This is a genomic window from Micromonospora sp. IBSANI012, assembly GCF_052814045.1.
The window spans coordinates 3,692,663-3,715,314 of record NZ_CP199933.1; the positions used below are offsets into that span (position 1 = coordinate 3,692,663).

Genomic DNA, 22,652 nt, shown 5'->3' on the forward strand with positions numbered 1-22,652 from the left:
GATCCGGGCCGTGCTGGCCGTCCTGCCGATGGTGGCCGCCCTCGGCCTCGCCGGCTGCGGCGACGCCGACGACGGCGACACGAGCGGGGTCACCGGCACGGTGACCGTCTTCGCCGCCGCGTCGCTGACCGAGTCCTTCACCACGCTGGGCCGCCAGTTCGAGGACGCGCACCCGGGCGTGCGGGTCATCTTCAACTTCGCCGGCAGCTCGGCCCTGGCCACCCAGATCACCCAGGGCGCCCCGGCGGACGTGTTCGCCTCGGCCGCCCCGAAGAACATGGCCACCGTCACCGACGCGGGCGCCACCGTCGGCTCCCCCACCGTCTTCGCCCGCAACCAGCTCGTCATCGCCGTGCCGAAGGGCAACCCCGCCGGGGTCGCCGGGTTGGCCGACCTGACCAGGCCGGGCGCCAAGGTGGCGCTCTGCGCCGAGCAGGTGCCCTGCGGCGCGGCCGCCACCAGGGTGCTCGGCGCGGCGGGCGTGAAGCTGACCCCGGTGACGCGGGAGCAGGACGTCAAGGGCGCCCTGTCCAAGGTGACCCTCGGCGAGGTCGACGCCGCGCTGGTCTACCGCACCGACGTCAGGTCCGCCGCCGCGAAGGTCGACGGCGTCGAGTTCCCCGAGTCCGCCGGCGCCATCAACGACTACCCGGTGGTGATGCTGAAGCACGCGCCGAACCCGACCGCCGGCCGCGCCTTCGTCGACCACATCCGCTCCGACCAGGGCCGGGCCGTGCTCACCAGCGCCGGCTTCCAGCCGCCCACGGGGTCGTGACCGCCCTACCGGACGCCCCGGCGCCGCGTGCCCGGCGGCGGCCCGGCCGGCGGGTGCCGGTCGCGCTGCTCGTACCGGCCGGGCTGGGGCTGCTCTTCCTGGTGCTGCCGCTGGCCGGGCTGCTGGCGCGTACCCCGTGGGCGACGCTGCCGCAGCGGCTGACCGCGCCGGGCGTGCTCACCGCGCTACGGCTGTCGGTGCAGTGCGCCACCCTGGCCACGCTGCTCTGCCTGGCCTGCGGCGTACCCCTGGCCTGGCTGCTGGCGCGGGTGGAGTTCCCCGGCCGCCGGGTGGTGCGGGCCCTGGTCACCGTGCCGCTGGTGCTGCCTCCGGTGGTCGGCGGCGTGGCGTTGCTGCTGGTGTTCGGCCGCAATGGGCTGCTCGGGCGGTGGCTGGACGGCGCCTTCGGCCTCACCCTGCCGTTCACCACCACCGGCGTGGTGCTCGCCGAGGCGTTCGTGGCGATGCCGTTCCTGATCATCGCCGTCGAGGGCGCGCTGCGCGGCGCGGACAGCCGATACGAGGAGGCGGCCGCCACCCTCGGTGCGGGCCGGTGGACCACCTTCACCCACGTGACCCTGCCGCTGATCGCTCCCGGGGTCGCCGCCGGCGCGGTGCTCTGCTGGGCCCGGGCGCTGGGCGAGTTCGGGGCGACCATCACCTTCGCCGGCAACTATCCGGGCCGCACCCAGACCATGCCGCTCGCCGTCTACCTGGCCCTGGAGACCGATCTGGACGCGGCGATCGTGCTCAGCCTGATCCTGCTCACCGTCTCGGTGGCGATCCTCGCCGGCCTGCGCGACCGCTGGATCACCAGCCCGTGAGCGCTCCGCTGCTGGACGGCCACCTGGTCGTCGACCGGGGCGCCTTCCGACTCGACGTCCGGCTGACCGTCGGCGCCGGCGAGGTGGTCGCGCTGCTCGGCCCGAACGGCGCCGGCAAGACCACCGCCCTGCGCGCCCTCGCCGGGCTCCAGCCGCTCACCGCCGGCCACGTCCTGCTCGACGGCGTCGACCTGGACCGGCCCGACCGGGCCAGCTGGATCCCGCCGGAGCGGCGCCGGGTCGGCGTGGTGTTCCAGGACTACCTGCTCTTCCCGCACCTGAGCGCGCTGGACAACGTCGCGTTCGGCCCCCGCCGGCAGGGCCTCGACCGGCGGGCCGCCCGCGAGCAGGCGGCCGGCTGGCTGGACCGGGTCGGGCTGTCCGGGCACGCCCGGAGCCGGCCGCGGCAGCTCTCCGGCGGGCAGGCCCAGCGGGTAGCCCTGGCCCGCGCGCTCGCCGTACGCCCGCGGTTGCTCCTGCTCGACGAGCCGCTGGCGGCGCTGGACGCCCGGACCCGCCTGGACACCCGGGCCCACCTGCACCGGCACCTGGCCGACCACGACGGCGCGACGCTGCTGGTCACCCACGACCCGCTGGACGCGCTCGCCCTCGCCCACCGGCTGGTCATCGTCGAGGACGGCCGGGTCGTGCAGGAGGGGGACGCCGCCACCGTCACCGCGCGGCCGCGCACCGACTACGTCGCCCGCCTCGTCGGGCTGAACCTCTACCGGGGCCACGCCGACGGTCACCGGGTCCGCCTCGGCGACGGCTTCGCCCTGGCCACCGCCGACCGGCTGGACGGCGACGCCTTCGTGGTCTTCCGACCCGCCGCCGTGGCCCTGCACCCGCGGCAGCCCGACGGCAGCCCCCGCAACACCTGGCCGGCCACCGTCGCCGGGGTGCAGCGGCACGGGGACAACCTGCGGGTGCAGCTCGCCGGCCCGGTCCCGGCCGCCGCCGACGTCACCCCGGCCGCCGCCGCCCAGCTGCGGCTGGAGCCCGGGCAGCGGGTGTGGGCGGCAGTCAAGGCCAGCGAGACCCGGGCGTACCCGGCCGGGCCAGCGCAGCCGGACGGCTAGCGGTCCGCCTTCGGCTCGAAGACGTCCGGGACGCCGTCGTGGTCCTCGTCGAGGGTCTCGATCTCGTGCACCCGCCGGTAGACCCGGGTGCGGGCGCGCAGGATCACCGTCGCCAGCAGCGCGGAGAGCAGCGAGCCGGTGAGCACCGCGACCTTGACGTGGTCGTCACGCGCGCTGCCCAGGCCGAAGGCCAGCTCGCCGATCAGCAGCGAGACGGTGAACCCGATCCCGCCGAGCAGCGCCAGGCCGAGCACGTCGAGCCAGTTCAGCCCCTCGTCGAGGTGGGCCCGGGTGAACCGGGACACCAGCCAGGTGGCGGCCAGGATGCCCACCGGCTTGCCGACCACCAGGCCGACCACGATGCCGGCCGCGACCCGGTCGGTCAGCGCGGTGGCCAGCCCGGCCAGGCCGCCGACCGTGACGCCGGCGGAGAGGAACGCGAAGATTGGCACCGCCACCCCGGCGGAGATCGGCCGGAACCGGTGCTCGAAGTGCTCGGCCAGGCCCGGCCCGGCGTTCGGCCCGCCAGCGGCCTCGCTGCGCAGCACCGGGACGGTGAAGGCGAGCAGCACCCCCGCCACCGTGGCGTGCACCCCCGAGGCGTGCACCAGCGTCCAGGTCACGGCGGCCAGCGGCAGCAGCAGCCACCAGGACCGGACCCGGCGCTGCACCAGCACGGCGAAAAGCGCGAGCGGCACCAGCGCGGCCAGCAGCGGCGGCACGGCGAGGCTGGAGGTGTAGAAGACGGCGATGATGACGATGGCGAGCAGGTCGTCGACGACCGCCAGGGTGAGCAGGAAGGTACGCAGCGCCGACGGCAGCAGCCGTCCCACCACCGCGAGCACCGCCAGGGCGAACGCGATGTCGGTGGCCGTGGGGATCGCCCACCCCCGGGCGCCGTCGACCCCGGCGATGAGGACGAACAGCACCGCGGGTACGGCCACCCCGCCGACCGCCGCCGCCACCGGCACCGCGGCCCGGCGCGGATCGCGCAGGTCGCCGGCGACGAACTCGCGCTTGAGTTCCAGCCCGGCGACGAAGAAGAAGACCGCCAGCAGCCCGTCGGCGGCCCAGGTGGCGAGGGTGAGATCGAGGTGCAGCGACGCCGGGCCGACGGTGAGGTCGCGCAGCGCCCGGTAGCCGTCCGCCCAGGGTGAGTTCGACCAGAGCAGCGCGAGCAGCGCCCCGACGAGCAGGAGCGCCCCGCCCACGGTCTCCTTGCGCAGGATGGCGGAGATGCGGCTGGTCTCGCCCCAGGAGCGGCGGGCGAACAGGCTGGTACGGCGCCGGGCGGCGTCGGTCACGGGATCTCCTCGTCGGCAAGGGTCGCGTCGTCCATCGCCGACCAGACTTCCCGGCACACCAGGACCAACCCTATCCCCGCGCCCCCGCCGCGGCCCCGACGACCGGCGACGCGGACGCGCCGGCGGGCCGGTCCACGTGCGCCCGGTACCCCGTCGCCGGCGGCCCGAACCCGCGCCGACCATGCCGCGGACGCGGCGACGCCCGGCCGGTCGTCCGGCCGGGCGTCGTCAGGGTGCCTGGGTGCTGGGTCAGAGGCTGAGCTTCTGACCGGGGAAGATCAGCCCCGGGTCGGCGCCGACCACGCGCTTGTTGCGCTCGTACAGCGCCTGCCAGCCACCGGCCAGGTCCAGGGCGTCGGCGATCTGCGACAGGGTGTCACCCAGCCGCACCACGTACACGTCGCCGGTCCCGGCCGGCGCGCTGCGCCGCTGGCTGCGGGTGCTGTGCTGCTCCCGCGAGGACCGCTCGGTGGAGGTGGCCTTCGACGAGCCGGAGCGCCGCTGCGACTTCTGCGACTTCTCCGACTTCTCGGAGGGGGTGGAGTAGCTCTTGGTGGAGCCGCCCTTCCGACCGCAGGTCGGCCAGGCCCCGATGCCCTGACCGTCGAGCACCTTCTCGGCGATCGCGATCTGCTCGCCACGGCTGGCCAGGTCGGCGCGGGAGGCGTACTTCTTGCCGCCGTAGCCGGACCAGGTGCCCTGCGAGAACTGCAGGCCGCCGTAGTAGCCGTTGCCGGTGTTGATGTGCCAGTTGCCGCCGGACTCGCACTGGGCGATCGCGTCCCAGTTGACGCTGGCGGCGCTCGCCGGCGACGCCGGCGCCAGGACGGCGGCGACCCCGGTGACCGCACCGACGGCGAGCGTGCCGACGGCGATGCGGCGCGAGCTGACCCGTCGATGACGGGCGGTGTATTCAGTTGCCATCTGGATTCCTCCACGCCGACGAGGTGAGCTGTCGGGTTCGGGCCGAGGAGCCCGGCCGCCCATGGGCGGCTTCACCCCGAGGTGACGTGCACCGAGGAACGTGTGGGTCCCCCGCTCCATGCCCGCTGAAAAGGTCCCACCGGCCGGCGGCATGGATTAGGCGTTACCGGCCGTGGTGTCCGCGATCGCGGACACGAACGACGTTACGAACTGTTTGGGGCGATTGCCCACTTCTTGTGAAGTTCTTCACCCGGCTGAGCGACGGCGCCGTCCTTCGAGTTGCGGGCCGGTCGGCGGTGCTCTACAAGGGCCGGTCGGGAATCTGTCACGACTGGGCCGAAAGCCTCGCCCCGAGCGGCGGATCAGGTGCGTCGCCTCCCCGTTTTCGCTGGTCAGGCGGCCTCGATCAGCGTTCCGCGCCGCCGGACGGTCAGCGTTGCCGCTGATTGGCGACTCATGTCTGGGCAGCCCGGCCGCCGACTCGGACGGTAGGGAGCAGAGCGCGCCGCGGCGTCGACGCTTCGGACCCGCCGACCGCCGGATGCCGGTCGCCGGCGCCCTGGCCGTCACGGTCCGCCCCGGTTCGCGGCGGCCGGCCATCCGCGAGAGGAAGGACCTTCATGGACACCGTCAGCATCGACACCGACTACCTCGTCGCCACCCTCGACGAGGACGACGACCCGGAGAGCCTGGCCGGCGACGAGGTCGACTTCGACCTGGCCGCCGCGCTGGAAGAGGAGGAGTGAGATGGGCGTGCACCTGGCGCCCGCGCTGCGGGTGCTGCGCGAGGAGATAGACACCCGCTGGCCGCAGCGGGACCGCAAGTCCGACGGCTGGTTGGGCGATGCCAGTCACCAGGCGCGCCGCTCGGACCATAATCCGGACAATGACGATCAGTCGGTGAACGCGGTGGACGTGGACGTCGACGGGATCGACCCGCTGCTGGTCGTCCGGCAGGCCGTCAACCATCCGTCCACCCAGTACGTCATCTACGACCGGAAGATCTGGAGCCGTACCCGCAGCTTCCGGCCGGCCCGGTACACCGGGCCGAACCCGCACGACAAGCACCTGCACGTCAGCGTCAGCCACCAGCGGAGCCTGGAGGACAGCCGCCACCCGTGGGGCATCGCCACCGCCACGACGGCCCGGCTGGGCGACCGGCTGCTGCGCGCCGGCTCCCGGGGCGGCGACGTCCGGGAGTTGCAGGCCGTCGCCAACCGCCTCGGGGCCCGACTGACGGCCGACGGGGTGTTCGGGCCGGCCGTGGCCGCCTGGGTACGGTCGTTCCAGACCGCCCGAAAGCTCACCCCCGACGGGGTGGTCGGCCCGCGTACCGTGGCGGCCCTGCGCGCGGCCGTCACGCCGGCCCCGTCGGTGCCCAGCGGCCGGCCGGCGTCGCCGGTGTCCGGGGGCAGACCGGGCTCGCGGACGCTGCGGCGCGGCAGCACGGGCGGGGACGTGGCCTTCGTCCAGCGGTTCGTCGGCGCGAAGCGGTGCGGCCCGGCGAGCGGCGCCTTCGACGCGAAGACCGAGGCCGGCGTCCGCTGGTACCAGGGCATGCGGGGGCTCACCGTGGACGGGGTGGTCGGCCCGGCCACCTGGGCGGCGATGGGCGTGCGGGTCGGTTCCTGAGCAGGCGCCCCCGGCCCGGTGCTCCCCCACCGGGCCGGGGCCGTCGTCGCGTCAGAGGGTGCGGGCCAGCCGGTCGGCGAGGACCCGGGCGAACCGGGCCGGGTCGGCCAGGTCGCCGCCCTCGGCGAGCAGCGCCATGCCGTACAGCAGCTCGGCGGTCTCGGTGAGGGCACCGGAGTCGCCGCCGCGCTCGTGCGCCGCGCGCAGGCCGGTGACCAGCGGGTGGGTCGGGTTGAGTTCGAGGATGCGCTTGACCTTCGGCACCTCCTGCCCCATCGCGCGGTACATCTTCTCCAGCGTGGGCGTGATGTCGTGCGCGTCGCCGACGATGCAGGCCGGCGAGGTGGTCAGGCGGGAGGAGAGGCGCACCTCCTTGACGCTGTCGGCCAGCGCACCGCCGAGGAAGGCGAGCAGGGCGGCGTACTCCTTGGTCTGCCGCTCCCGTTCCGCTTCCGCCTCCTCCCGTTCCTGCTCGGTGTCCAGGTCCACCTGGCCCTTGGCGATCGAGCGCAGCGGCCGGCCGTCGAACTGCGCGACCCGCTCCACCCACACCTCGTCGACCGGGTCGGTGAGCAGCAGCACCTCGTAGCCCTTGGCGCGGAAGGCCTCCATGTGCGGCGAGTTCTCCAGCATGGCCCGGGTCTCGCCGGTGGCGTAGTAGATCTCCTCCTGGCCGTCCTTCATCCGCTCGACGTACTCGCGCAGCGTGGTGGGCTCGGCGGCGTCGTGGGTGGAGGCAACCGAGACGATGTCGAGGATCGCCTGCTGGTTGTCCGGGTCCTCCAGCAGCCCCTCCTTGACCACCCGGCCGAACTCCGACCAGAAGGTCCGGTACCGGTCGGCGTGCTCGGTGCGCATCTCCTTGACGGTGGCGAGCACCTTGCGGACCAGCCGGCGACGCACGATCTGGATCTGCCGGTCCTGCTGGAGGATCTCCCGGGAGATGTTCAGCGACAGGTCGTGCGCGTCCACCACGCCCTTGACGAAGCGCAGGTAGTTGGGCATGAGCGCGGCGCAGTCGTCCATCACGAACACCCGCTTGACGTACAGCTGCACCCCGCGCCGGCCGTCGGCCATGAACAGGTCGAACGGGGCGTGCGTGGGGATGAAGAGCAGCGCCTCGTACTCGAAGACGCCCTCACCCCGCATGTGGATGGTCTCCAGCGGGTCGGCCCAGTCGTGGCTGACGTGCCGGTAGAAGTCGCGGTACTCCTCCTCGGCGACCTCGTCGCGCGGCCGGGCCCAGAGCGCCTTCATCGAGTTGAGGGTGACCGGCTCGGCGTCCGGCGTGACGAGCCGGATCGGCCAGGCGATGAAGTCGGAGTACCGCTTGACGATCTCGCGGATCTTGCCGTGGTCGGTGTAGTCGGCCAGGTTGTCCTCGCTGTCGGCCGGCTTCAGGTGCACGGTGACCGAGGTGCCCTGCGGGGCGTCGTCGACCGTCTCCACGACGTAGGTGCCCTCGCCGGTGGACTCCCAGCGGGTGCCCTCGGTCTGGCCGGCCCGGCGGGTCAGCAGGGTGACGGTGTCGGCCACCATGAACGTCGAGTAGAAGCCGACGCCGAACTGGCCGATCAGGTCCTGGGCGGCCGCCTCCCGGGACTCCTTCAGCTTGCGCAGCAGCTCGGCCGTGCCGGAGCGGGCGATGGTGCCGATCAGGGAGACGACGTCCTCGCGGGACATGCCGATGCCGTTGTCGCGCACGGTGAGGGTGCGGGCCGCCGGGTCGGTCTCGATCTCGATGTGCAGGTCGGCGGTGTCGACGTCGAGGTCGCCGTCGACCAGCGACTCCAGCCGCACCTTGTCCAGCGCGTCGGAGGCGTTGGAGACCAGCTCCCGCAGGAATACGTCCTTGTGCGAGTAGATCGAGTGCACCATCAACTGCAGCAGTTGACGCGTCTCGGCCTGGAACTCCAACGTCTCGGTCCGGCTGCTCACACCAACCTCCTCATCTCCTCGTCACGGGTCCCCGGTCGGAATCCGCGGGAGAAGGATACGAGCCGTCGTGGCCCTCCGGTCACCGCCGGTCGTCACTGGGGCGGCGGGCCAGCAGGCACGCCTGCGGCGTGGATTCCCGCCGCCCGTCCACCTCCCGCGGCTCGCGCCACAGCCGGGCGTGCACGTCCAGCCCGGCAGCGTGCAACAGCCGCGCCACCTCCTCGGGCCGGCGGCGGTGGAAGGTGAGGGAGACCGGGCGCCCCCACATGTCGGTGCGGTGCATCGGCTCGTCGCCGACCTGGAAGGCCAGCAGCAGGTGCCCACCGGGAGCGAGGACCCGGTGGAACTCGGCGAAGGCGGCCGGCAGCCGGTCGTCGGGCAGGTGGATGACCGAGTACCAGGCGACCAGGCCGGCGAGCGCGCCGTCGGCCAGGTCGAGCTCCAGCATGGACCCCTCGGTGAAGCGCAGGTCCGGGTACGCCCGCCGGGCCTGCGCGATCATGCCCGGCGACAGGTCCAGGCCGGCGGCGTCGAGGCCGAGGTCGTGCAGGTGCCGGGTGATCCGTCCGGGGCCGCAGCCCACCTCCAGCACCGGCCCGCCCCCGTCGGCCAGCACCAGCTCGGCGAAGGCCGCCAGCATGGCCCGGTCGAGCGGCAGGGCGGCCAGCTCGCCGCGGATGAACTCGGTGTAGTCGGCGGCCATCGTGTCGTACGAGGTGCGGGTGGCGGTGAGGAAGTCCGGTTCGGTCACGACCGCCGACCCTACCGGCGGGCGGGTGGCGGCAGGGTCCGGCTGGACCTGCCGCCCGTCCTCGTCGCGCCCCGCCGACCCGAGCGGCGCCGGCGGGTATTCTGCACCGGTCCGCAGCCCACCCGCAGGAGGTCGTCGTGTCCAGGGACACGGAGCGCAAGCTCATCGCCTCCAACAAGAAGGCCCGGCACGACTACACCGTCCTGAAGACGTACGAGGCGGGGATCGTGCTGGCCGGCACCGAGGTGAAGTCGCTGCGGGAGGGGCGGGTGTCCCTGGTCGACGCCTTCGCTCAGGAACGCGACGGCGAGATCATGCTCTACGGCCTGCACATCGCCGAGTACGGCTTCGGCACCTGGACCAACCACCAGCCCCGCCGGACCCGGAAGCTGCTGCTGCACCGGGTGGAGATTGCCCGGATCCTGGAGAAGCTGCGCGACGGGGGCGTGACGCTGGTGCCGCTGTCGATGTACTTCAGCAACGGCTGGGCCAAGGTCGAGCTGGGCCTGGCCCGCGGCCGCAAGTCGTACGACAAGCGGCAGGCGCTCGCCGAACGCGACGCCAACCGGGAGATCGCCCGCGAGCTGGGCCGCCGTCTCAAGGGCCGTCGCCCCGCCTGAACCACCCGCGCCGTCCACCGCGGCGACGTTCAACAAGACTTCTTGTACATCACATCTTGTACGTCTAGCCTGTCCCCATGTCCGAGGACGAGTCGACCCTGCACCTGACCGACCCGCGCGCCATGCGCGCGCTCGCCCACCCCACCCGCCTGCGGCTCCTCGGCGAGCTGCGGGTGCGCGGCCCGCAGAGCGTCGGCATGCTCAGCGAGCTGGTGGACGAGGCGGTCGGGTCGGTCAGCTACCACCTCGGCAAGCTCGCCGAGCACGGCTTCATCCGGGAGGCCCCCGAGCACGCCCGCAACCGCCGGGAACGGTGGTGGCGGGCGGCGCACGACCGCACCAACTGGGAACCGGTCGAGGTGCTGCACGACCCGGAGCGCAAGCTCGCCTCCGACCTGCTGCGCCGGGCCGCCTTCCAGCGCTACGTGGAACGGTTCCAGGCCTACCTCGACAGCGAGGCCACCCTCGACCCGGACTGGGTCCGGGGCACCACCAGCAGCGACCAGATCATGCACCTGACCCCCGACGAGCTGCTCGAGTTGCGCGCCGAGCTGGCGGAGCTGGGTGCCCGCTGGCGGGCCCGCAGCGACCCCGACCGGCCCGGCGCCCGCACCGTCACGCTGATCTGGCAGGCCTACCGGGGGCCGCAGTGAACGCCGCGCCCCGCCGCTGGGGCCCGCTGCTCGGCCTGCTGGTCGGCCACACGATCTCGCTCACCGGCAACATGCTCACCTACATCGCCCTGCCGCTCTACGTGCTGGCCGAGACCGGCTCACCGGCGGCGACCGGCCTGACCGGGGCGTTCGCCGCCGCACCGGTGGTGCTCGGCGGCGCCCTCGGCGGCGTGGTGGTCGACCGGATCGGCTACCGCCGGGCCAGCGTCGTGGCCGACCTGGTGTCCTGCGTGACGGTCGCCGCCATCCCGCTGCTCGACGCGACCGTCGGCCTGCCATTCTGGGCGCTGCTCGCGCTGGTCTTCGCCAGTGGGCTGCTCGACACGCCGGGGCAGACCGCCCGGACCGCGCTGCTGCCCGAGGCGGCGACCGCCGCCCGGGTGCCGATCGAACGGGCGATCGGCTGGTTCGAGGCCACCGAACGTGGCTCCCGACTGCTCGGCGCGCCCGTGGCCGGGCTGCTGGTCGCGGCCGTCGGCGCGCTGCCGGTGCTGGCCGTGGACGCCGCCACCTTCGCCGTCTCCGCGCTGGTGGTGGCGCTGCTGGTGCCCCGCGCCATGCGCCCGGCCGAGCCGGCGCCGGAGGAGTCCGGCGGATACTGGCGGAACTTCGCGGCCGGCGTGCGGTTCCTGGTCCGGGAGCCGCTGCTGCGCGCGGTGGTGCTGCTGGTGCTGATCACCAACTGCTTCGACGCGACGAAGAGCAGCGTCCTGCTGCCGGTGGTGGCGACCCGCGAGCTCGGCGGGGCCACCGCGTTCGGCCTGCTGGTCGGCGCGATGGGGGGCGGCGCGCTGGTCGGCTCGCTGCTGTTCAGCGCCGTCGGCCACCGGCTGCCCCGCCGCGCCACCTTCGTCACCACCTTCGCGGTCGCCGGCGGGCCACCCTTCTGGGCCCTGGCCGCCGCGCCGCCGCTGCCGGTGGTGGTCGCGATCTTCGCGGTCTCCGGTCTCGCCGCGGGTGCGATCAACCCGCTGATCGGCGCGGTCAAGCTGGAGCGGGTGCCCGCGCACATGCGGGCCCGGGTGTACGGGGTGGTCGGCGCCGGCGCCTGGGCCGCCATGCCGCTCGGCGCTCTCGGCGCCGGCCTGGCCGCCGACCGGTTCGGCACCACCGCCACCCTGGTCACGGTCGGCACCGCCTACGTCCTGGTCGTGCTCACCCCGCTGCTGGGCGGCCCGTGGCGCCGGATGGGCCGGCCGACGGCGGTGGACGAACGGCCGGCCGACCTGGCCAGCACACCCGGCTGAGCCCCCGGCCTACCGGCGGGGGCCGGTGCGGGGGCGGTCAGCCGGCCAGCGCGACGCTGATCGCGCGGACCTGCTCCGGCGCGACGGACGTCCAGAACCGGCCGTCGTGACAGCCCGTGGAGATCCGTACCACCTTCGGGTCGGGCAGCCGGTCCCGCCAGGCGCGTACCGCCGGGGTGAACGGGTCGGCCGCGCCGATCGCCACCCGCAGCGGCAGCCCGGCGAACTCCCGCGCCCGGGCCAGGACGTCGTAGCGGTCCCACTCCCCCGCCGAGTCGTACGCGCCGGGGTTGACCGCGCGGGCGTCGGCGTAGGAGTGGAAGATCGCCGGGGAGGTGGCGACGACGGCCCGGAACAGCTCGGGGCGGGTCAGCGCGCAGAGCAGCGCGCCGTAGCCGCCCATCGACCAGCCGGCCACCGCGACCCGGTCGGTCCGCAGCCCACGGCTGGCCAGCAGGGGCAGGAACTCCCCGGTCAGCATCGTCAACGGGTCGTCGTCCGGGTGCGGGTGCCAGTACCCGTCACCGCCGTCCACGGCGGCCAGCACGAACGGGGCGGCCCCGGCCCGGACCGCCCCGGCGATGAACGCGGGATAGTCGCCGTTGCGCACCGTGGCCGCGGCGTCGCTGGCGTACCCGTGCAGGGCGAGGCAGACCGGCAACCGCGCGCCCGGCGCGTACCCCGGCGGGTAGGACAGCGCGAAGGCGACCTCCCGGCGGCGCGCCGGCGAGCGGAAGGTGCCGCTCACCGACGGCCCCGGGGTGGCCCGCAGCTCCCGCGCCGGGTCGTCGGCCGCGCACCGGCCGAGGGCCTGGTTCAGCACGGACCTGCCGGGCAGCACCGCCGCGTCGACGAGGGCAGCTCCGCCGGCGCAGGTCGCGGCGGCGCCGAACGCGGCACCCAGCCAGGTGAGCGCGCGGCGTCGGGTGATCGGCATCGGGCCACGGTAGACGCCGTCGCCCGGGCGTGGGGCCCCGCGCGCGGCGGCCGGGCCGCGCGCACCCCGCCGCCGCGGCTTAGACTCCGGACATGAGGCGTAGAGCTTGACCAGCGAATCAGTGCGTTCCGTGCCGCCCGGACACGTCTGCTGGACCTTCGACGACACGACGGTCTTCGACGACCGGGCACAGCGGTTCCTCCTCGCCGGCCTCGACGCCGGCGAACGGGTCCGCTACGTCACCGCCGAGCCGGGGGACGTCGCCGTGGCCCGGTGGCAGGGCGTCCCGCGCCTGCGCGAGGCGCTGCGCGGTGGGGCGGCGGAGGTGGTGTCGGTGCGCGACACCTACGGCGAGCGGCATGTCGTCGACCCGGCCGCCCAGGTCGCCACCTACGCCGCGTTGACCGACGCGGCCCTGGCCGACGGTCACGCCGGCCTGCGGGTGGCCGCCGACGCGACGACGCTCGTGGTCACCGCGGAGCAGCGCGCCGCCTTCACCCGCTACGAGCACCTGGTCGACAGCTTCATGCGGGTCCGCCCGATGTCCGCCGTCTGCGGGTACGACCGGCGGGTGCTGGACGGGCGGGCGATCGAGGAGCTGGCCTGCCTGCACCCCGCGGCCGACCCGGGGACCACCCTGTTCCACCTGTACGCCGAGCGCGACGAGCTGATCCTCGCCGGGGAGTTGGACACTTCCAACCACGACGTCTTCGACACCGCGCTCACCCGCGCGAACGTCGACGACCCCACCGGGGAGCTGGTGGTCCGCGCCGACGAGCTGCGCTTCATCGACCACCGGAACCTGATCCACCTGCACCGACACGCCGCCCGTCGCGGCGGCACGGTGGTCCTGCACACCCCGCTGACCTCCGCCGCCCGGCTGGTCGAGCTGCTGGGGCTGTCCCGCGTCCGGGTCGCGGTGGTGGCACGATGAGGACCGGCGCGGCCGCCGAGCATCGCGGCTACTTCCACGAGGCAGTCTGCTACGGCTCCGACGACGATCTGCTCGCCGTCGTGGTGCCCTTCCTCACCGACGGGGTCGCCGCAGGTGAGCCGACACTGGTCGCCTTCGGCGAGCGCAACACCGCACTGGTGCGCGCGGCGCTCGGCCCGGACTCCGGGGTGTCGTACCTCGGCGGCGGCGACCTGTACGCGCGCCCGACCGCGGCGATCAGGTCGTACCGCCAACTGCTGGCCGACCACGTCGCCGCGGGGGCGGGGCAGATCCGCATCATCGGCGAGCTGCCTCCGTCGGCCTTCGGCGCGACCTGGGACTGGTGGGCCCGCTACGAGTCGGCGATCAACCACGCGTACGACGACTTCCCGCTGTGGAGCATGTGCGCGTACGACACCCGCACCACCCCGACCGCGATGCTGGCGGACGTGCTCCGCACCCACCCCCGCACGGCGATGCCGGACGGGCGGCACGTGCCGAACGAGGGCTACACCCCGCCGGAGACGTACCTGCTGGAGAACCGGCCGATCACGCCCGACCCGTTGCAGGCGAGCGCTCCGGCCGTCGAACTGCACGACCCGACACCGGCGCGGGCCCGCGAGGCGGTGCACGAGGCCGGTCGCGGCCGGCTGAAGGTCGACGACGTCGACGACCTGGCCGTGGCGGTGAGCGAGGTGGTGACCAACGCGCTGCGACACGGGCGGCCACCGGTGCGGTTCCGGCTCTGGACCGGCGAGGACCGGATCGTGGTGAGCGTCGACGACCGCGGCGCCGGGCCGAGCGACCCGTACGCCGGTCTGCTGCCTGCCGGGGGCGCGGCGCCGGGCGGGCTCGGGCTATGGATCACCCATCAGTCGTGCAATTACGTCGCGATGCACCGCGGCGCGGACGCCTTCACGCTGCGCCTGACCGCCGGCAACCCGCACGTCACACCCTGACGGGCCGCGGCCGGCCCGGCGGAGCCGGTCAGTCGCGGAGCAGGTCGGCGTGGACGGCGCGCAGCCGGTCGAGGGCCCGGTCGGTGCCCGGTGGGACGCGCTGGTCCAGCTCGGCCCAGACCTCGGCGAGGGCGGCGGTGACCGCGCGCAGCTCGGCGGCGTGCCGGCGGGCGCCCTGCCGGTGCGCCTCCTCCAGCCGGCGGGCCCAACCGGCGGTGACGGCGGCGAGGCGCTCACCGTCGGCCCGGGCCTGGGCGGCGGTGCGAGCCGCGGCGGCGGGGACGATCGCGGCGACCGGGCGGGAATCGCCGTCGCGGGTGACCAGGGTGACGGTGTCGGTCAGCTCGGCCATGGCGATCAACTGGGTCAGCCGGGTGCGCAGCTCGCGCAGCGGCAGGGAACGGGGTCGACCACTGTGGTCGGTCAGCGCGGGGGCAGCCATGCCGTCATGCTCAGCCGGGGGTATGACATTTATCGTCGTGACGCTCCAGCGGGCCGTTCGGGCGCGGGCCGTGGGGGGCGGGGCGGGCGGCGGCCCGCCCCGCCCCCGGTCGGTCAGCTCGCCTGCAGGGTCACGTCGTCGATGACGAAGCTGGTCTGCAGCGACGAGTCCTCGGTCCCGGTGAACTTGAGGGTGACGGTCTGGCCGGCGTACGCGCCCACGTTGAACGAGCGCAGCACGTAGCCGCTGGCGGCGTTGAGGTTGGAGTACGTCGCCAGGGTGGCGGTGCCGACCTGCACGGTCAGCTTGTCGTACGCGGTGCCGGTGGTGGTCTCGGCGGTGTCGATGTGCAGGTAGAAGGCGAGGGTGTACGTCGAGCACCCGGCCGGCACGGTCACCGACTGGGACAGCGTGTCGGTGTGGGTGCTGCCGTAGCCGTCGAGCCACGCCTTGTACGACCCGGTGCGGGCCGGCTGGCTGGCCGAGTTGGTGATCACGCCCGAGGTGGCGGTCCACGGGGTGGTGCCGGACTCGAAGCCACCGTTGCCGATCACCTGGCCGCCGGCGCACCCGCCGGTGCCGGTCACGGTGAGGCTGTAGGTGGCGGTGCGGGTGACCGACCCGGTGCCGGTGACCGTGATGGTGAAGGTGCCGGTGGTCGCGGTCGACGAGGCGCTGACGGTCATCGTGGCGGAGCCGCCGGAGGTGACCGACGCGGGACTGAACGACACCGTCACGCCGCTGGGCGCGCCGGTCGCGGAGAGCGCCACCGTCTGCGGGCTGCCGCTGGTGGTGGCGGTGCTGACGGTGGCGGTGGTGGACGCGCCCCGGGCCACGCTGCCGGAGGTCGGGCTCACCGACACCGAGAAGTTGTTGGTCGGGGTGCCGGTGCCGACCGCGAGCTGCCAGATGGCATACGCGACGCCGTCGGCGCTGCGGTTGAGCACGGTCGCGCTGATGTTGCTGGTGGTGTCGCAGGAGCGGTGGTAGCAGGGGTCGTACGCGGCGTTGGCGGTGCCGCCCCACTTGGTCGCCTGGGCGCTGGTCTTGCGGGCGCTGGCGCCGGCGGCGTACCCGGAGGTGGGGATGCCGCCCTGCTGGAACGAGTAGTCGTCGGAGCGGCCCTGTCCCTCGACGTTCTCCTCCGGCTGCAGGCCCAGCGAGTCCCAGTACGCCTTGAGCGGCGCGGCGGTGGTGGAGGTGAGCCGGTTGATGAAGTAGCCGCCGTTGGTCGAGCCGACCATGTCGAAGTTGTAGTAGCCCTTGATGTAGCCGCGCTGGGTGGCGTTGAGCGAGTTGACGTAGAACTCCGAGCCGTTGAGGCCCTGCTCCTCGTCGGTCCACCAGGCGAAGCGGACCCGCTTGGTCATTGACGGGTTCTGCTGGGCCAGCACCAGCGCGTTCTCCAGCAGGGTGGCCGAGCCGGAGCCGTTGTCGTTGATGCCCGGGCCGGCGGAGACGCTGTCCAGGTGCGCGCCGAACATGACGACCTGGTCGGCTGGGCCCTGCGGCCACTCGGCGATCAGGTTGTTCGACGGGTACGTGCAGGAGGAGCAGTACTGCTCGCTGACCGTGTAGCCGGCGGTCTGGAGCCTGGTCTTGAGGTAGTTCACCGACGCGGTGTAGCCGGCGGAGCCGGCCCGCCGGGTGCCGCCGTTGCTGGTGGCGATGCTGTTGAGCTGGGTCAGGTGGGCCTGGACGTTGGTCACCGAGATGTCCGGCGCCGCGAGGGCGGCGAGCGGGGCGGCGGCCGGCGGGACCGCCGTGGCCGGCTGCGCGGCCAGCGTCATCGTCACGGCGGCGAAGACGGCGAGGGCGAGGCCCTTCGTCGGCGTGCTACGTCTCATGCGAACTCCTCGTGGGGGTCGGCGGGCGTGCCCGGATCCCTGGCGCGGGTCAGGTCGGGGTGTGGGATCTCGCGGCCCGGGGGTGAGGTCGCGGCGGTCACGCCGGGGAATGAAACACTGACATGTATCAATCTCCCGGTCAACCGGCCGAACGGTGTCACAATCCCGGCCCGTCGACCGGCACGTCCCACCCCCGCGCCAGGAAAGCCCCGGCGACCTGCGGTGACGCCGCCGCCAGCCGAGTAGCCACCCCGCGTACACACCACGCGTATACTCGGTGTGTATAGTCGCCGCCATGTCCATCGGTCAGACCTTCCTCGGCCTGCTGGAGGAGACTCCCCGGCACGGCTACGACATCAAACGCCTCTACGACGAGCGCTTCGGCCACGCCCGCCCGCTGGCCTACGGCCAGGTCTACGCGACCCTGTCCCGGCTGCTGCGCAGCGGCCTGGTCCAGGTGGAGGCGGTCGAGCCCGGCGAGGGCCCCGATCGCAAGCGGTACGCGATCACCGAGGCGGGGGTGACCGACGTCCAGCGTTGGCTGGCCACGCCGGAGAAGCCCGAGCCCTACCTGCAGAGCACCCTCTACACCAAGGTGGTGCTGGCGCTGCTGACCGACCGCGGCGCGGCCGACCTGCTCGACGTGCAGCGCGCCGAGCACCTGCGGCTGATGCGGGAGCTCACCCGCCGCAAGCGCGACGGCGACCTCGCCGAGCAGCTGATCTGCGACCACGCCCTGTTCCACCTGGAGGCGGACCTGCGCTGGCTGGAGCTGACCGCCGCCCGCCTCGACGAGCTGGCCGCGGAGGTGCGCAAGTGAACCCGACCCCGCTGCTGGCCGCCGAGGACCTGCACCGTCGCTTCGGCGCCACCGTGGCGCTGGCCGGCGCGTCGCTGCGCGTCGACCCCGGCGAGGTGGTGGCCGTGATGGGCTCCTCCGGTTCCGGCAAGTCGACCCTGCTGCACTGCCTCGCCGGCATCGTCCGCCCGGACGGCGGTCGGGTCCGCTATGACGGGCGGGACCTGGCCGAGCTGTCCGACGCCGAGCGCAGCGCCCTGCGCCGGGAGAGCTTCGGGTTCGTGTTCCAGTTCGGCCAGCTGGTGCCCGAGCTGACCTGCCTGGAGAACGTGGCGCTGCCGCTGCGGCTGGCCCGGGTCGGCCGCCGGGAGGCCGAGCGCCGGGCGCTGGACTGGCTCACCCGGGTCGAGGTGGCCGAGGTGGCGGGCAAGCGGCCCGCCGAGGTCTCCGGCGGCCAGGGGCAGCGGGTCGCGGTGGCCCGGGCGCTGGTCGGCCGGCCCCGGGTGGTCTTCGCCGACGAGCCGACCGGCGCGCTGGACTCGCTCAACGGCGAACGGGTGATGCGGCTGCTCACCGGGGCCGCCCGGGAGACCGGCGCGGCCGTGGTGCTGGTGACCCACGAGGCGCGGGTGGCCGCGTACTCCGATCGGGAGGTCGTGGTGCGCGACGGCCGCACCCGCGATCTCGAGGCGGTCGCGTGAGCGCGGCGCGACGCTTCCGGGGCGGGGCGGCCGACCTGACGATGGGCGCCCGGATGGCGGTCGGCGGCGGCCGCGACGGGTGGACCCGCGCGGTGCTCACCGCGCTCGGCGTCGGCATCGGGGTGGCGCTGCTGCTGCTCGCCGCGTCGGTGCCCGGCGCGCTGGACGCCCGCCAGGCGCGCGGCGACGCCCGCGACGACCTGCGGATGGGCCAGGAGCTGGCGCCGGCGGCGAACACGCTGCTGGTGTCCATGGTGGAGACCGAGTTCCGGGGCCGCCCGGTGCGCGGCCGGCTGGTGCGTCCGGAGGGACCCGACGCGCCCGTCCCGCCGGGGTTGACCCGGCTGCCCGCGCCCGGCGAGGCGGTGGTCTCCCCCGCCCTGCGGGACCTGCTCGACTCCCCCGACGGCGCGCTCTTCGCGCCCCGCCTGGGCGGGGCCCGGGCCACCGGCACCATCGCCGACGACGGTCTGGCCGGCCCCGGCGAGTTCGCCTTCTTCGCTGGCGACGACCGGCTGAGCACCGACCGGGGCGCCACTCGGCTGGACCGCTTCGGCGGCGGGCTGCCCGGGGAGGGCTTCGAACCGGTACTGATCCTGCTCGTCGCGGTCATCTTCGTGGTGCTCCTGCTGCCCATCGCGGTCTTCCTCGGCGCCGCGGTGCGCTTCGGCGGCGAGCGCCGCGACCGGCGCCTGGCCGCGCTGCGCCTGGTCGGCGCGGACGCGGTGATGATCCGGCGGATCGCCGCCGGCGAGGCCGCCGCCGGCGCGCTGCTCGGGGTCGCCGTCGGGGGCGCGCTGTTCGCCCTCGGCCGCCAGCTCGTTCCGCTGGTCACCCTCTTCGACCTCAGCGTGTACGCCTCGGACGTGCGCCCGCCCCTGCCGCTGGTGGCGGTCGTCGCCGTCGCCGTGCCGACGCTGGCCGTGCTGGTGTCCATGGTGGCGCTGCGCGCGGTCGTGGTGGAGCCGCTCGGGGTGACCCGGCGCGGCGTGCCGGCGCGCCGTCGGCTGTGGTGGCGGCTGCTGCTGCCCGCCGTCGGGCTCGCCCTGCTCTACCCGCTCACCGGCATCCGGGACGACGGCTCCGCCACCACCCGCTACCAGGTGGCGGCGGGCGCCGTGCTGCTGCTCGTCGGCACGGTCACCCTGCTGCCCTGGGCGACGGAGCTGCTGGTCCGCCGGCTGCGCGGCGGGCCGGTCGGCTGGCAGCTCGCGGTGCGGCGGATGCAGCTGGACAGCGCCACCTCCGCCCGGCTGGTCAACGGAATCGCCGTGGCGGTGGCCGGCACCATCGGGCTGCAGATGCTCTTCGCCGGGGTGGCCCGGGAGTTCACCACCGCGACCGGGCAGGACACCTCCCGGGCGCAGGTCCAGGTACAGCTGCCGGCCGGCCCGGACACCGCCGCGGCGGTCCACCGGTTGGTCACCGCCGCCGGGGTCAGCGGCGCGATCAGCACCCTGACCACGGTGGCCGACGCCGGCGACCTGGTGCAGTTGCGCGTCGGCGACTGCGCCGCGCTGGCCGAGTTCGCCCGGCTCGACCGCTGCGCCGACGGCGACGTCTTCCTGGTCCAGGCGCCGGAGGCGGCCGCCGTCGCGCCGGGCGCGACGCTGACCGTCGACGGGGCGGCACGGTGGCGGGTGCCGGCCGACGCCCGCCACGTCCCGTCCCGGCCCACCCCGGCGGGATGGGAGCAGCGGGAGGTGCTGATCACCCCGGCCGCGCTGGCCGGGGCGAGCCTGGGCGAGCTGCGCGGCGAGGTGTTCCTCCGGCTCGACCCGGACGCGCCGGACGCGGTGGAGCACGTCCGCAACGCCGCCGCGACGATCGACCCGACCATGGCGGTCACCACGCTCACCGCGGTCAGGGAGAGCGACCGGTTCGCCGACGTCCGGCGCGGCCTCTACATCGGCGTGATGGTCACCCTGCTGCTGATCGCCGCGAGCATGCTCGTCGGCACCCTGGAACAGCTACGGGAACGCCGCCGGCTGCTGGCCATGCTGGTCGCCGTCGGCACCCGCCGTACCACCCTCGGCTGGTCGGTGCTCTGGCAGACCGCGGTGCCCGTGCTGGTCGGGCTGGCGCTCGCGGTGGTCTTCGGGCTCGGCCTCGGCGCCGCGCTGCTGCGCATGGTGCAGGCCCCGGTGACGGTGGCGTGGCCCGTCGTCGGGCTCTCCGTCGCGCTCGGCGCGCTGACCGTGCTGCTGGTCACCGGGCTGAGCCTGCCCGTGCTGTTCCGGCTGACCCGGCCGGACGGGCTGCGTACCGAGTGACCGCCTCCCCCGGGGCCGCACCGCGCCGCGCGGGCGGCCCAGGGCAGGATGGGGCCATGCGCCTGGTCTCCCTGCTGCCCTCCGCGACCGAGATCGTCTACGCCCTCGGCCTCGGCGGGGACCTGGTCGGGGTGACCTTCGAATGCGAGGTGCCGGCCGCCGACCGGGCCGGCAAGACCGTGGTCGTGGGCGGCACGGACACCCGGGGGATGACCCCGGGCGAGATCGACGCGCACGTCCGGGCCCGGCTCGCCGCCGGGGCCGACCTCTACACCCTGCACGCCGACGCGCTCGCCGGGCTGGACCCCGAGCTGATCCTCACCCAGGACCTGTGCCGGGTCTGCGCCCTGCCCTCCGGGCACGTCGCCGACGCCCTCGACCACCTGGGCTGCCGCGCCGACGTGCTCTCGCTCGACCCGTACACCCTGGACGAGGTGCTGGCGAGCATCCTCGCGGTGGGCGACGCCGCCGGCGTACCGGAGCGGGCGCGGGCGCTGGTGGACGGTCTACGCGACCGGCTCGCGGCGGTCGCGGCGGCGGTCGGCGACCGGCCGCGGCCCCGGGTGGCGGTGGTCGAGTGGACCGACCCGCCGTTCACCGCCGGGCACTGGATCCCCGACCTGGTACGCGCCGCCGGCGGCGAGCCGGTGGCCACCCGCCCCGGCGCCCGCTCGGTGCAGGTGCCCTGGTCCGAGCTGCGTGCCGCGGCACCGCAGGTCGTGCTGGTCACGCCCTGCGGTTTCCGCCTCGACGGCGCGGTCGGCCAGGCCGAGGCGGTGGCGGAGCACTTCCCGGGCACGCCGGTCTGGGCGGTCGACGCCGACGGACTGGTCGTCCGCCCCGGCCCGCGTCTGGTCGACGGCGTCGAGGCGATCGCCGCCGTCCTGCACCCCGACGCGGTGCCCGACCCACCCGCCGGCGCGGTGGCCCGGGTGGCCTGACGGCCCGGCCGGCGCGACCCCCGGTCAGCCCGCCCCCGCGAGCAGCGCCTCCGCCGAGGTGGTCCGCGCGTAGAGCAGGAACCGGCCGACCCGGTGCGTGCCCACCAGACCCGCGTCCCGCAGCGCGGTGAGGTGCTGCGAGACCGTGCCGGGGGCCAGCCCGCAGCGGCTCGCCAGCTCGGTCGTCGAGGACGGCACGGCCAGCTCGTGCAGCAGCATGGCCCGGGTACGGCCCAGCACCCGGCTCAACGCCTCCCCCGGCGGCAGCGCGGCGCGTTCCCAGAGCGTCGCCACCGCCCCCGCCGGGTAGCGCAGGGTCGGCTGCCCGGACGCCTCCACCAGGTTCGAGAACGGCCGCGGCCAGGTGAAGACCGACGGCACCAGCAGCACTCCGCGACCGTCCAGCCGCACCGACCCGGAGGTCGTCAGGTGCTCGACCAGGAGCGTGCCGTCGTCCCAGGAGACGTAGCGGTCGAGGTGGTTGAGCAGGCCCCGCACCCCGTCGACGGCCATCCGCCGGGCGCCGAGCAGCACCTCCCGCTCCAGCAGGGTCCGCATCCGCGGCCAGTACGGGGCGAGCGCGACGTCGGCGTAGGCGCGGATCTGCGCGGCGAGGTCGGCCAGCCCGGCCTCCGGGTCCGCGCGTAGGGCGGCCGTCCGGGACGTGCGCGGCACCGGATCCCGGTCGAGGCAGGCGCGGACCGCCTCCGGCGGGGTCGCGGCCAGCGCGGCCAGCTCCAGGTCGAGGGTGGGCCCGGTGGTGGTCGGCGGTGGACAGACGAACGACGGGATCACCACGGTGGGGACCGGCACCAGGTCGGCCAGGAGCCCCCACCGCACCGCCGCCAGCCGGGGCACCACCTGGCGCGCCCAGGGCAGGTGCGCGGGAAAGCCGGCCGGGTTCTTGACGATCCGTACGCTGGCCACCACCTCCCACAGCGGCGACACGGCGAACCTGGTGTTGGCCAGGTCCGCCACCGACAGCGCGGCGCGCAGCACCCCTCGACCCCCGTCCTTTCGTCGCACGCGGATTTGCCCTGGGCCGAATTCA

The 22,652-nt window shown here is 74.6% G+C and carries 22 protein-coding genes and 1 riboswitch; of the genes, 14 read left to right on the forward strand and 8 right to left on the reverse strand.

What is annotated here, in order from left to right; translation table 11 throughout:
- Position 1: 1 nt before the first annotated feature.
- The 3 genes from modA to ACTWM8_RS16995 are packed head-to-tail and all read left to right on the forward strand — an operon-like array spanning position 2 to position 2,678.
- Positions 2 to 775 carry a molybdate ABC transporter substrate-binding protein gene (modA, locus tag ACTWM8_RS16985; protein WP_446214579.1) on the forward strand — a complete coding sequence of 258 codons (774 nt, stop codon included), beginning with the start codon at positions 2 to 4 and terminating at the stop codon, positions 773 to 775.
- Positions 772 to 1,599: an ABC transporter permease gene (locus ACTWM8_RS16990; protein WP_446209882.1), complete on the forward strand. Its 828-nt coding sequence runs from the start codon at positions 772 to 774 to the stop codon at positions 1,597 to 1,599. Before modA ends, ACTWM8_RS16990 begins: the two co-directional genes overlap by 4 nt.
- Positions 1,596 to 2,678 (forward strand): ABC transporter ATP-binding protein, encoded by a 1,083-nt coding sequence (locus ACTWM8_RS16995; RefSeq protein WP_446209883.1) that lies wholly within the window; start codon positions 1,596 to 1,598, stop codon positions 2,676 to 2,678. Before ACTWM8_RS16990 ends, ACTWM8_RS16995 begins: the two co-directional genes overlap by 4 nt.
- On the opposite strand, the gene nhaA is transcribed toward ACTWM8_RS16995, so the two are convergent.
- Together nhaA and ACTWM8_RS17005 are read right to left on the reverse strand one after the other, a co-directional pair.
- Positions 2,675 to 3,982, reverse strand: a complete 1,308-nt coding sequence (gene nhaA / locus ACTWM8_RS17000; protein WP_446209884.1) for a Na+/H+ antiporter NhaA — start codon at positions 3,980 to 3,982, stop codon at positions 2,675 to 2,677. The genes ACTWM8_RS16995 and nhaA overlap by 4 nt on opposite strands.
- 249 nt (positions 3,983 to 4,231) lie before the next feature.
- Positions 4,232 to 4,906, reverse strand: a complete 675-nt coding sequence (locus tag ACTWM8_RS17005; protein WP_446209885.1) for a transglycosylase family protein — start codon at positions 4,904 to 4,906, stop codon at positions 4,232 to 4,234.
- Positions 4,905 to 5,079: riboswitch (cyclic di-AMP (ydaO/yuaA leader) on the reverse strand. Its footprint overlaps the gene before it by 2 nt.
- 447 nt (positions 5,080 to 5,526) lie before the next feature.
- On the opposite strand from ACTWM8_RS17005, the gene ACTWM8_RS17010 reads away from it, so the two are divergent.
- Both ACTWM8_RS17010 and ACTWM8_RS17015 read left to right on the forward strand, forming a co-directional pair.
- Entirely contained in the window at positions 5,527 to 5,652 is a 126-nt protein-coding gene (locus ACTWM8_RS17010; RefSeq protein WP_255540690.1) for a hypothetical protein, read from the forward strand.
- Between the two features lies 1 nt (position 5,653).
- Positions 5,654 to 6,538, forward strand: a complete 885-nt coding sequence (locus ACTWM8_RS17015) for a peptidoglycan-binding domain-containing protein (protein ID WP_446209886.1) — start codon at positions 5,654 to 5,656, stop codon at positions 6,536 to 6,538.
- A gap of 51 nt (positions 6,539 to 6,589) precedes the next feature.
- On the opposite strand, the gene htpG is transcribed toward ACTWM8_RS17015, so the two are convergent.
- Positions 6,590 to 8,416: a molecular chaperone HtpG gene (htpG, locus tag ACTWM8_RS17020; RefSeq protein WP_446214580.1), complete on the reverse strand. Its 1,827-nt coding sequence runs from the start codon at positions 8,414 to 8,416 to the stop codon at positions 6,590 to 6,592.
- A gap of 139 nt (positions 8,417 to 8,555) precedes the next feature.
- Positions 8,556 to 9,227, reverse strand: a complete 672-nt coding sequence (locus ACTWM8_RS17025; protein ID WP_446209887.1) for a class I SAM-dependent DNA methyltransferase — start codon at positions 9,225 to 9,227, stop codon at positions 8,556 to 8,558.
- Between the two features lie 137 nt (positions 9,228 to 9,364).
- On the opposite strand from ACTWM8_RS17025, the gene smpB reads away from it, so the two are divergent.
- From smpB to ACTWM8_RS17040, 3 genes are all read left to right on the forward strand, one after another.
- Complete coding sequence (gene smpB, locus ACTWM8_RS17030) at positions 9,365 to 9,847, forward strand: SsrA-binding protein SmpB (protein WP_238448868.1); 483 nt, start codon at positions 9,365 to 9,367, stop codon at positions 9,845 to 9,847.
- Between the two features lie 77 nt (positions 9,848 to 9,924).
- A complete protein-coding gene (locus ACTWM8_RS17035; protein ID WP_446209888.1) occupies positions 9,925 to 10,500 on the forward strand; it encodes an ArsR/SmtB family transcription factor in 576 nt (191 codons plus the stop codon).
- Positions 10,497 to 11,768 (forward strand): MFS transporter, encoded by a 1,272-nt coding sequence (locus ACTWM8_RS17040; protein ID WP_446209889.1) that lies wholly within the window; start codon positions 10,497 to 10,499, stop codon positions 11,766 to 11,768. The genes ACTWM8_RS17035 and ACTWM8_RS17040 overlap by 4 nt, the downstream gene beginning before the upstream one ends.
- A 37-nt stretch (positions 11,769 to 11,805) precedes the next feature.
- Here ACTWM8_RS17040 and ACTWM8_RS17045 read toward each other — a convergent pair whose 3' ends face one another.
- Complete coding sequence (locus ACTWM8_RS17045) at positions 11,806 to 12,705, reverse strand: alpha/beta hydrolase (RefSeq protein WP_446209890.1); 900 nt, start codon at positions 12,703 to 12,705, stop codon at positions 11,806 to 11,808.
- A gap of 106 nt (positions 12,706 to 12,811) precedes the next feature.
- Here ACTWM8_RS17045 and ACTWM8_RS17050 point away from each other — a divergent pair, with 106 nt between their 5' ends.
- Both ACTWM8_RS17050 and ACTWM8_RS17055 read left to right on the forward strand, forming a co-directional pair.
- On the forward strand, positions 12,812 to 13,639 hold the full coding sequence (locus ACTWM8_RS17050) for an MEDS domain-containing protein (RefSeq protein WP_446209891.1): 828 nt from the start codon (positions 12,812 to 12,814) through the stop codon (positions 13,637 to 13,639).
- The gene (locus ACTWM8_RS17055) at positions 13,636 to 14,598 is read left to right on the forward strand and encodes an anti-sigma factor RsbA family regulatory protein (RefSeq protein ID WP_446209892.1); all 963 of its coding nucleotides are present in this window, start codon (positions 13,636 to 13,638) and stop codon (positions 14,596 to 14,598) included. Before ACTWM8_RS17050 ends, ACTWM8_RS17055 begins: the two co-directional genes overlap by 4 nt.
- A 28-nt stretch (positions 14,599 to 14,626) precedes the next feature.
- On the opposite strand, the gene ACTWM8_RS17060 is transcribed toward ACTWM8_RS17055, so the two are convergent.
- Positions 14,627 to 15,040 carry a type II toxin-antitoxin system Phd/YefM family antitoxin gene (locus ACTWM8_RS17060; RefSeq protein ID WP_446209893.1) on the reverse strand — a complete coding sequence of 138 codons (414 nt, stop codon included), beginning with the start codon at positions 15,038 to 15,040 and terminating at the stop codon, positions 14,627 to 14,629.
- Between the two features lie 113 nt (positions 15,041 to 15,153).
- On the reverse strand, positions 15,154 to 16,887 hold the full coding sequence (locus ACTWM8_RS17065) for a M28 family peptidase (protein WP_446209894.1): 1,734 nt from the start codon (positions 16,885 to 16,887) through the stop codon (positions 15,154 to 15,156).
- 295 nt (positions 16,888 to 17,182) lie between these two features.
- On the opposite strand from ACTWM8_RS17065, the gene ACTWM8_RS17070 reads away from it, so the two are divergent.
- The 4 genes from ACTWM8_RS17070 to ACTWM8_RS17085 are packed head-to-tail and all read left to right on the forward strand — an operon-like array spanning position 17,183 to position 21,601.
- Positions 17,183 to 17,707, forward strand: a complete 525-nt coding sequence (locus ACTWM8_RS17070; RefSeq protein ID WP_280836780.1) for a PadR family transcriptional regulator — start codon at positions 17,183 to 17,185, stop codon at positions 17,705 to 17,707.
- Positions 17,704 to 18,387, forward strand: coding sequence for an ABC transporter ATP-binding protein (locus ACTWM8_RS17075; RefSeq protein WP_154936592.1), 684 nt, complete (start codon positions 17,704 to 17,706; stop codon positions 18,385 to 18,387). The genes ACTWM8_RS17070 and ACTWM8_RS17075 overlap by 4 nt, the downstream gene beginning before the upstream one ends.
- Positions 18,384 to 20,660, forward strand: a complete 2,277-nt coding sequence (locus tag ACTWM8_RS17080) for an FtsX-like permease family protein (RefSeq protein ID WP_446209895.1) — start codon at positions 18,384 to 18,386, stop codon at positions 20,658 to 20,660. Before ACTWM8_RS17075 ends, ACTWM8_RS17080 begins: the two co-directional genes overlap by 4 nt.
- Positions 20,661 to 20,716: 56 nt before the next feature.
- A complete protein-coding gene (locus ACTWM8_RS17085) occupies positions 20,717 to 21,601 on the forward strand; it encodes an ABC transporter substrate-binding protein (protein WP_446209896.1) in 885 nt (294 codons plus the stop codon).
- A gap of 24 nt (positions 21,602 to 21,625) precedes the next feature.
- On the opposite strand, the gene ACTWM8_RS17090 is transcribed toward ACTWM8_RS17085, so the two are convergent.
- Entirely contained in the window at positions 21,626 to 22,627 is a 1,002-nt protein-coding gene (locus tag ACTWM8_RS17090; protein ID WP_446209897.1) for an ArsR/SmtB family transcription factor, read from the reverse strand.
- Positions 22,628 to 22,652: the final 25 nt, after the last annotated feature.

Bases quoted from the DNA above. Each gene is read 5' to 3' on its own strand.
- ACTWM8_RS17005 (WP_446209885.1), bottom strand. From the start codon at position 4,906: ATGGCAACTGAATACACCGCCCGTCATCGACGGGTCAGCTCGCGCCGC.
- ACTWM8_RS17010 (WP_255540690.1), top strand. From the start codon at position 5,527: ATGGACACCGTCAGCATCGACACCGACTACCTCGTCGCCACCCTCGAC.
- ACTWM8_RS17015 (WP_446209886.1), top strand. From the start codon at position 5,654: ATGGGCGTGCACCTGGCGCCCGCGCTGCGGGTGCTGCGCGAGGAGATA.
- htpG (WP_446214580.1), bottom strand. From the start codon at position 8,416: ATGGTGCACTCGATCTACTCGCACAAGGACGTATTCCTGCGGGAGCTG.
- ACTWM8_RS17035 (WP_446209888.1), top strand. From the start codon at position 9,925: ATGTCCGAGGACGAGTCGACCCTGCACCTGACCGACCCGCGCGCCATG.
- ACTWM8_RS17045 (WP_446209890.1), bottom strand. From the start codon at position 12,705: ATGCCGATCACCCGACGCCGCGCGCTCACCTGGCTGGGTGCCGCGTTC.
- ACTWM8_RS17055 (WP_446209892.1), top strand. From the start codon at position 13,636: ATGAGGACCGGCGCGGCCGCCGAGCATCGCGGCTACTTCCACGAGGCA.
- ACTWM8_RS17060 (WP_446209893.1), bottom strand. From the start codon at position 15,040: ATGGCTGCCCCCGCGCTGACCGACCACAGTGGTCGACCCCGTTCCCTG.
- ACTWM8_RS17065 (WP_446209894.1), bottom strand. From the start codon at position 16,887: ATGAGACGTAGCACGCCGACGAAGGGCCTCGCCCTCGCCGTCTTCGCC.
- ACTWM8_RS17070 (WP_280836780.1), top strand. From the start codon at position 17,183: ATGTCCATCGGTCAGACCTTCCTCGGCCTGCTGGAGGAGACTCCCCGG.
- ACTWM8_RS17085 (WP_446209896.1), top strand. From the start codon at position 20,717: ATGCGCCTGGTCTCCCTGCTGCCCTCCGCGACCGAGATCGTCTACGCC.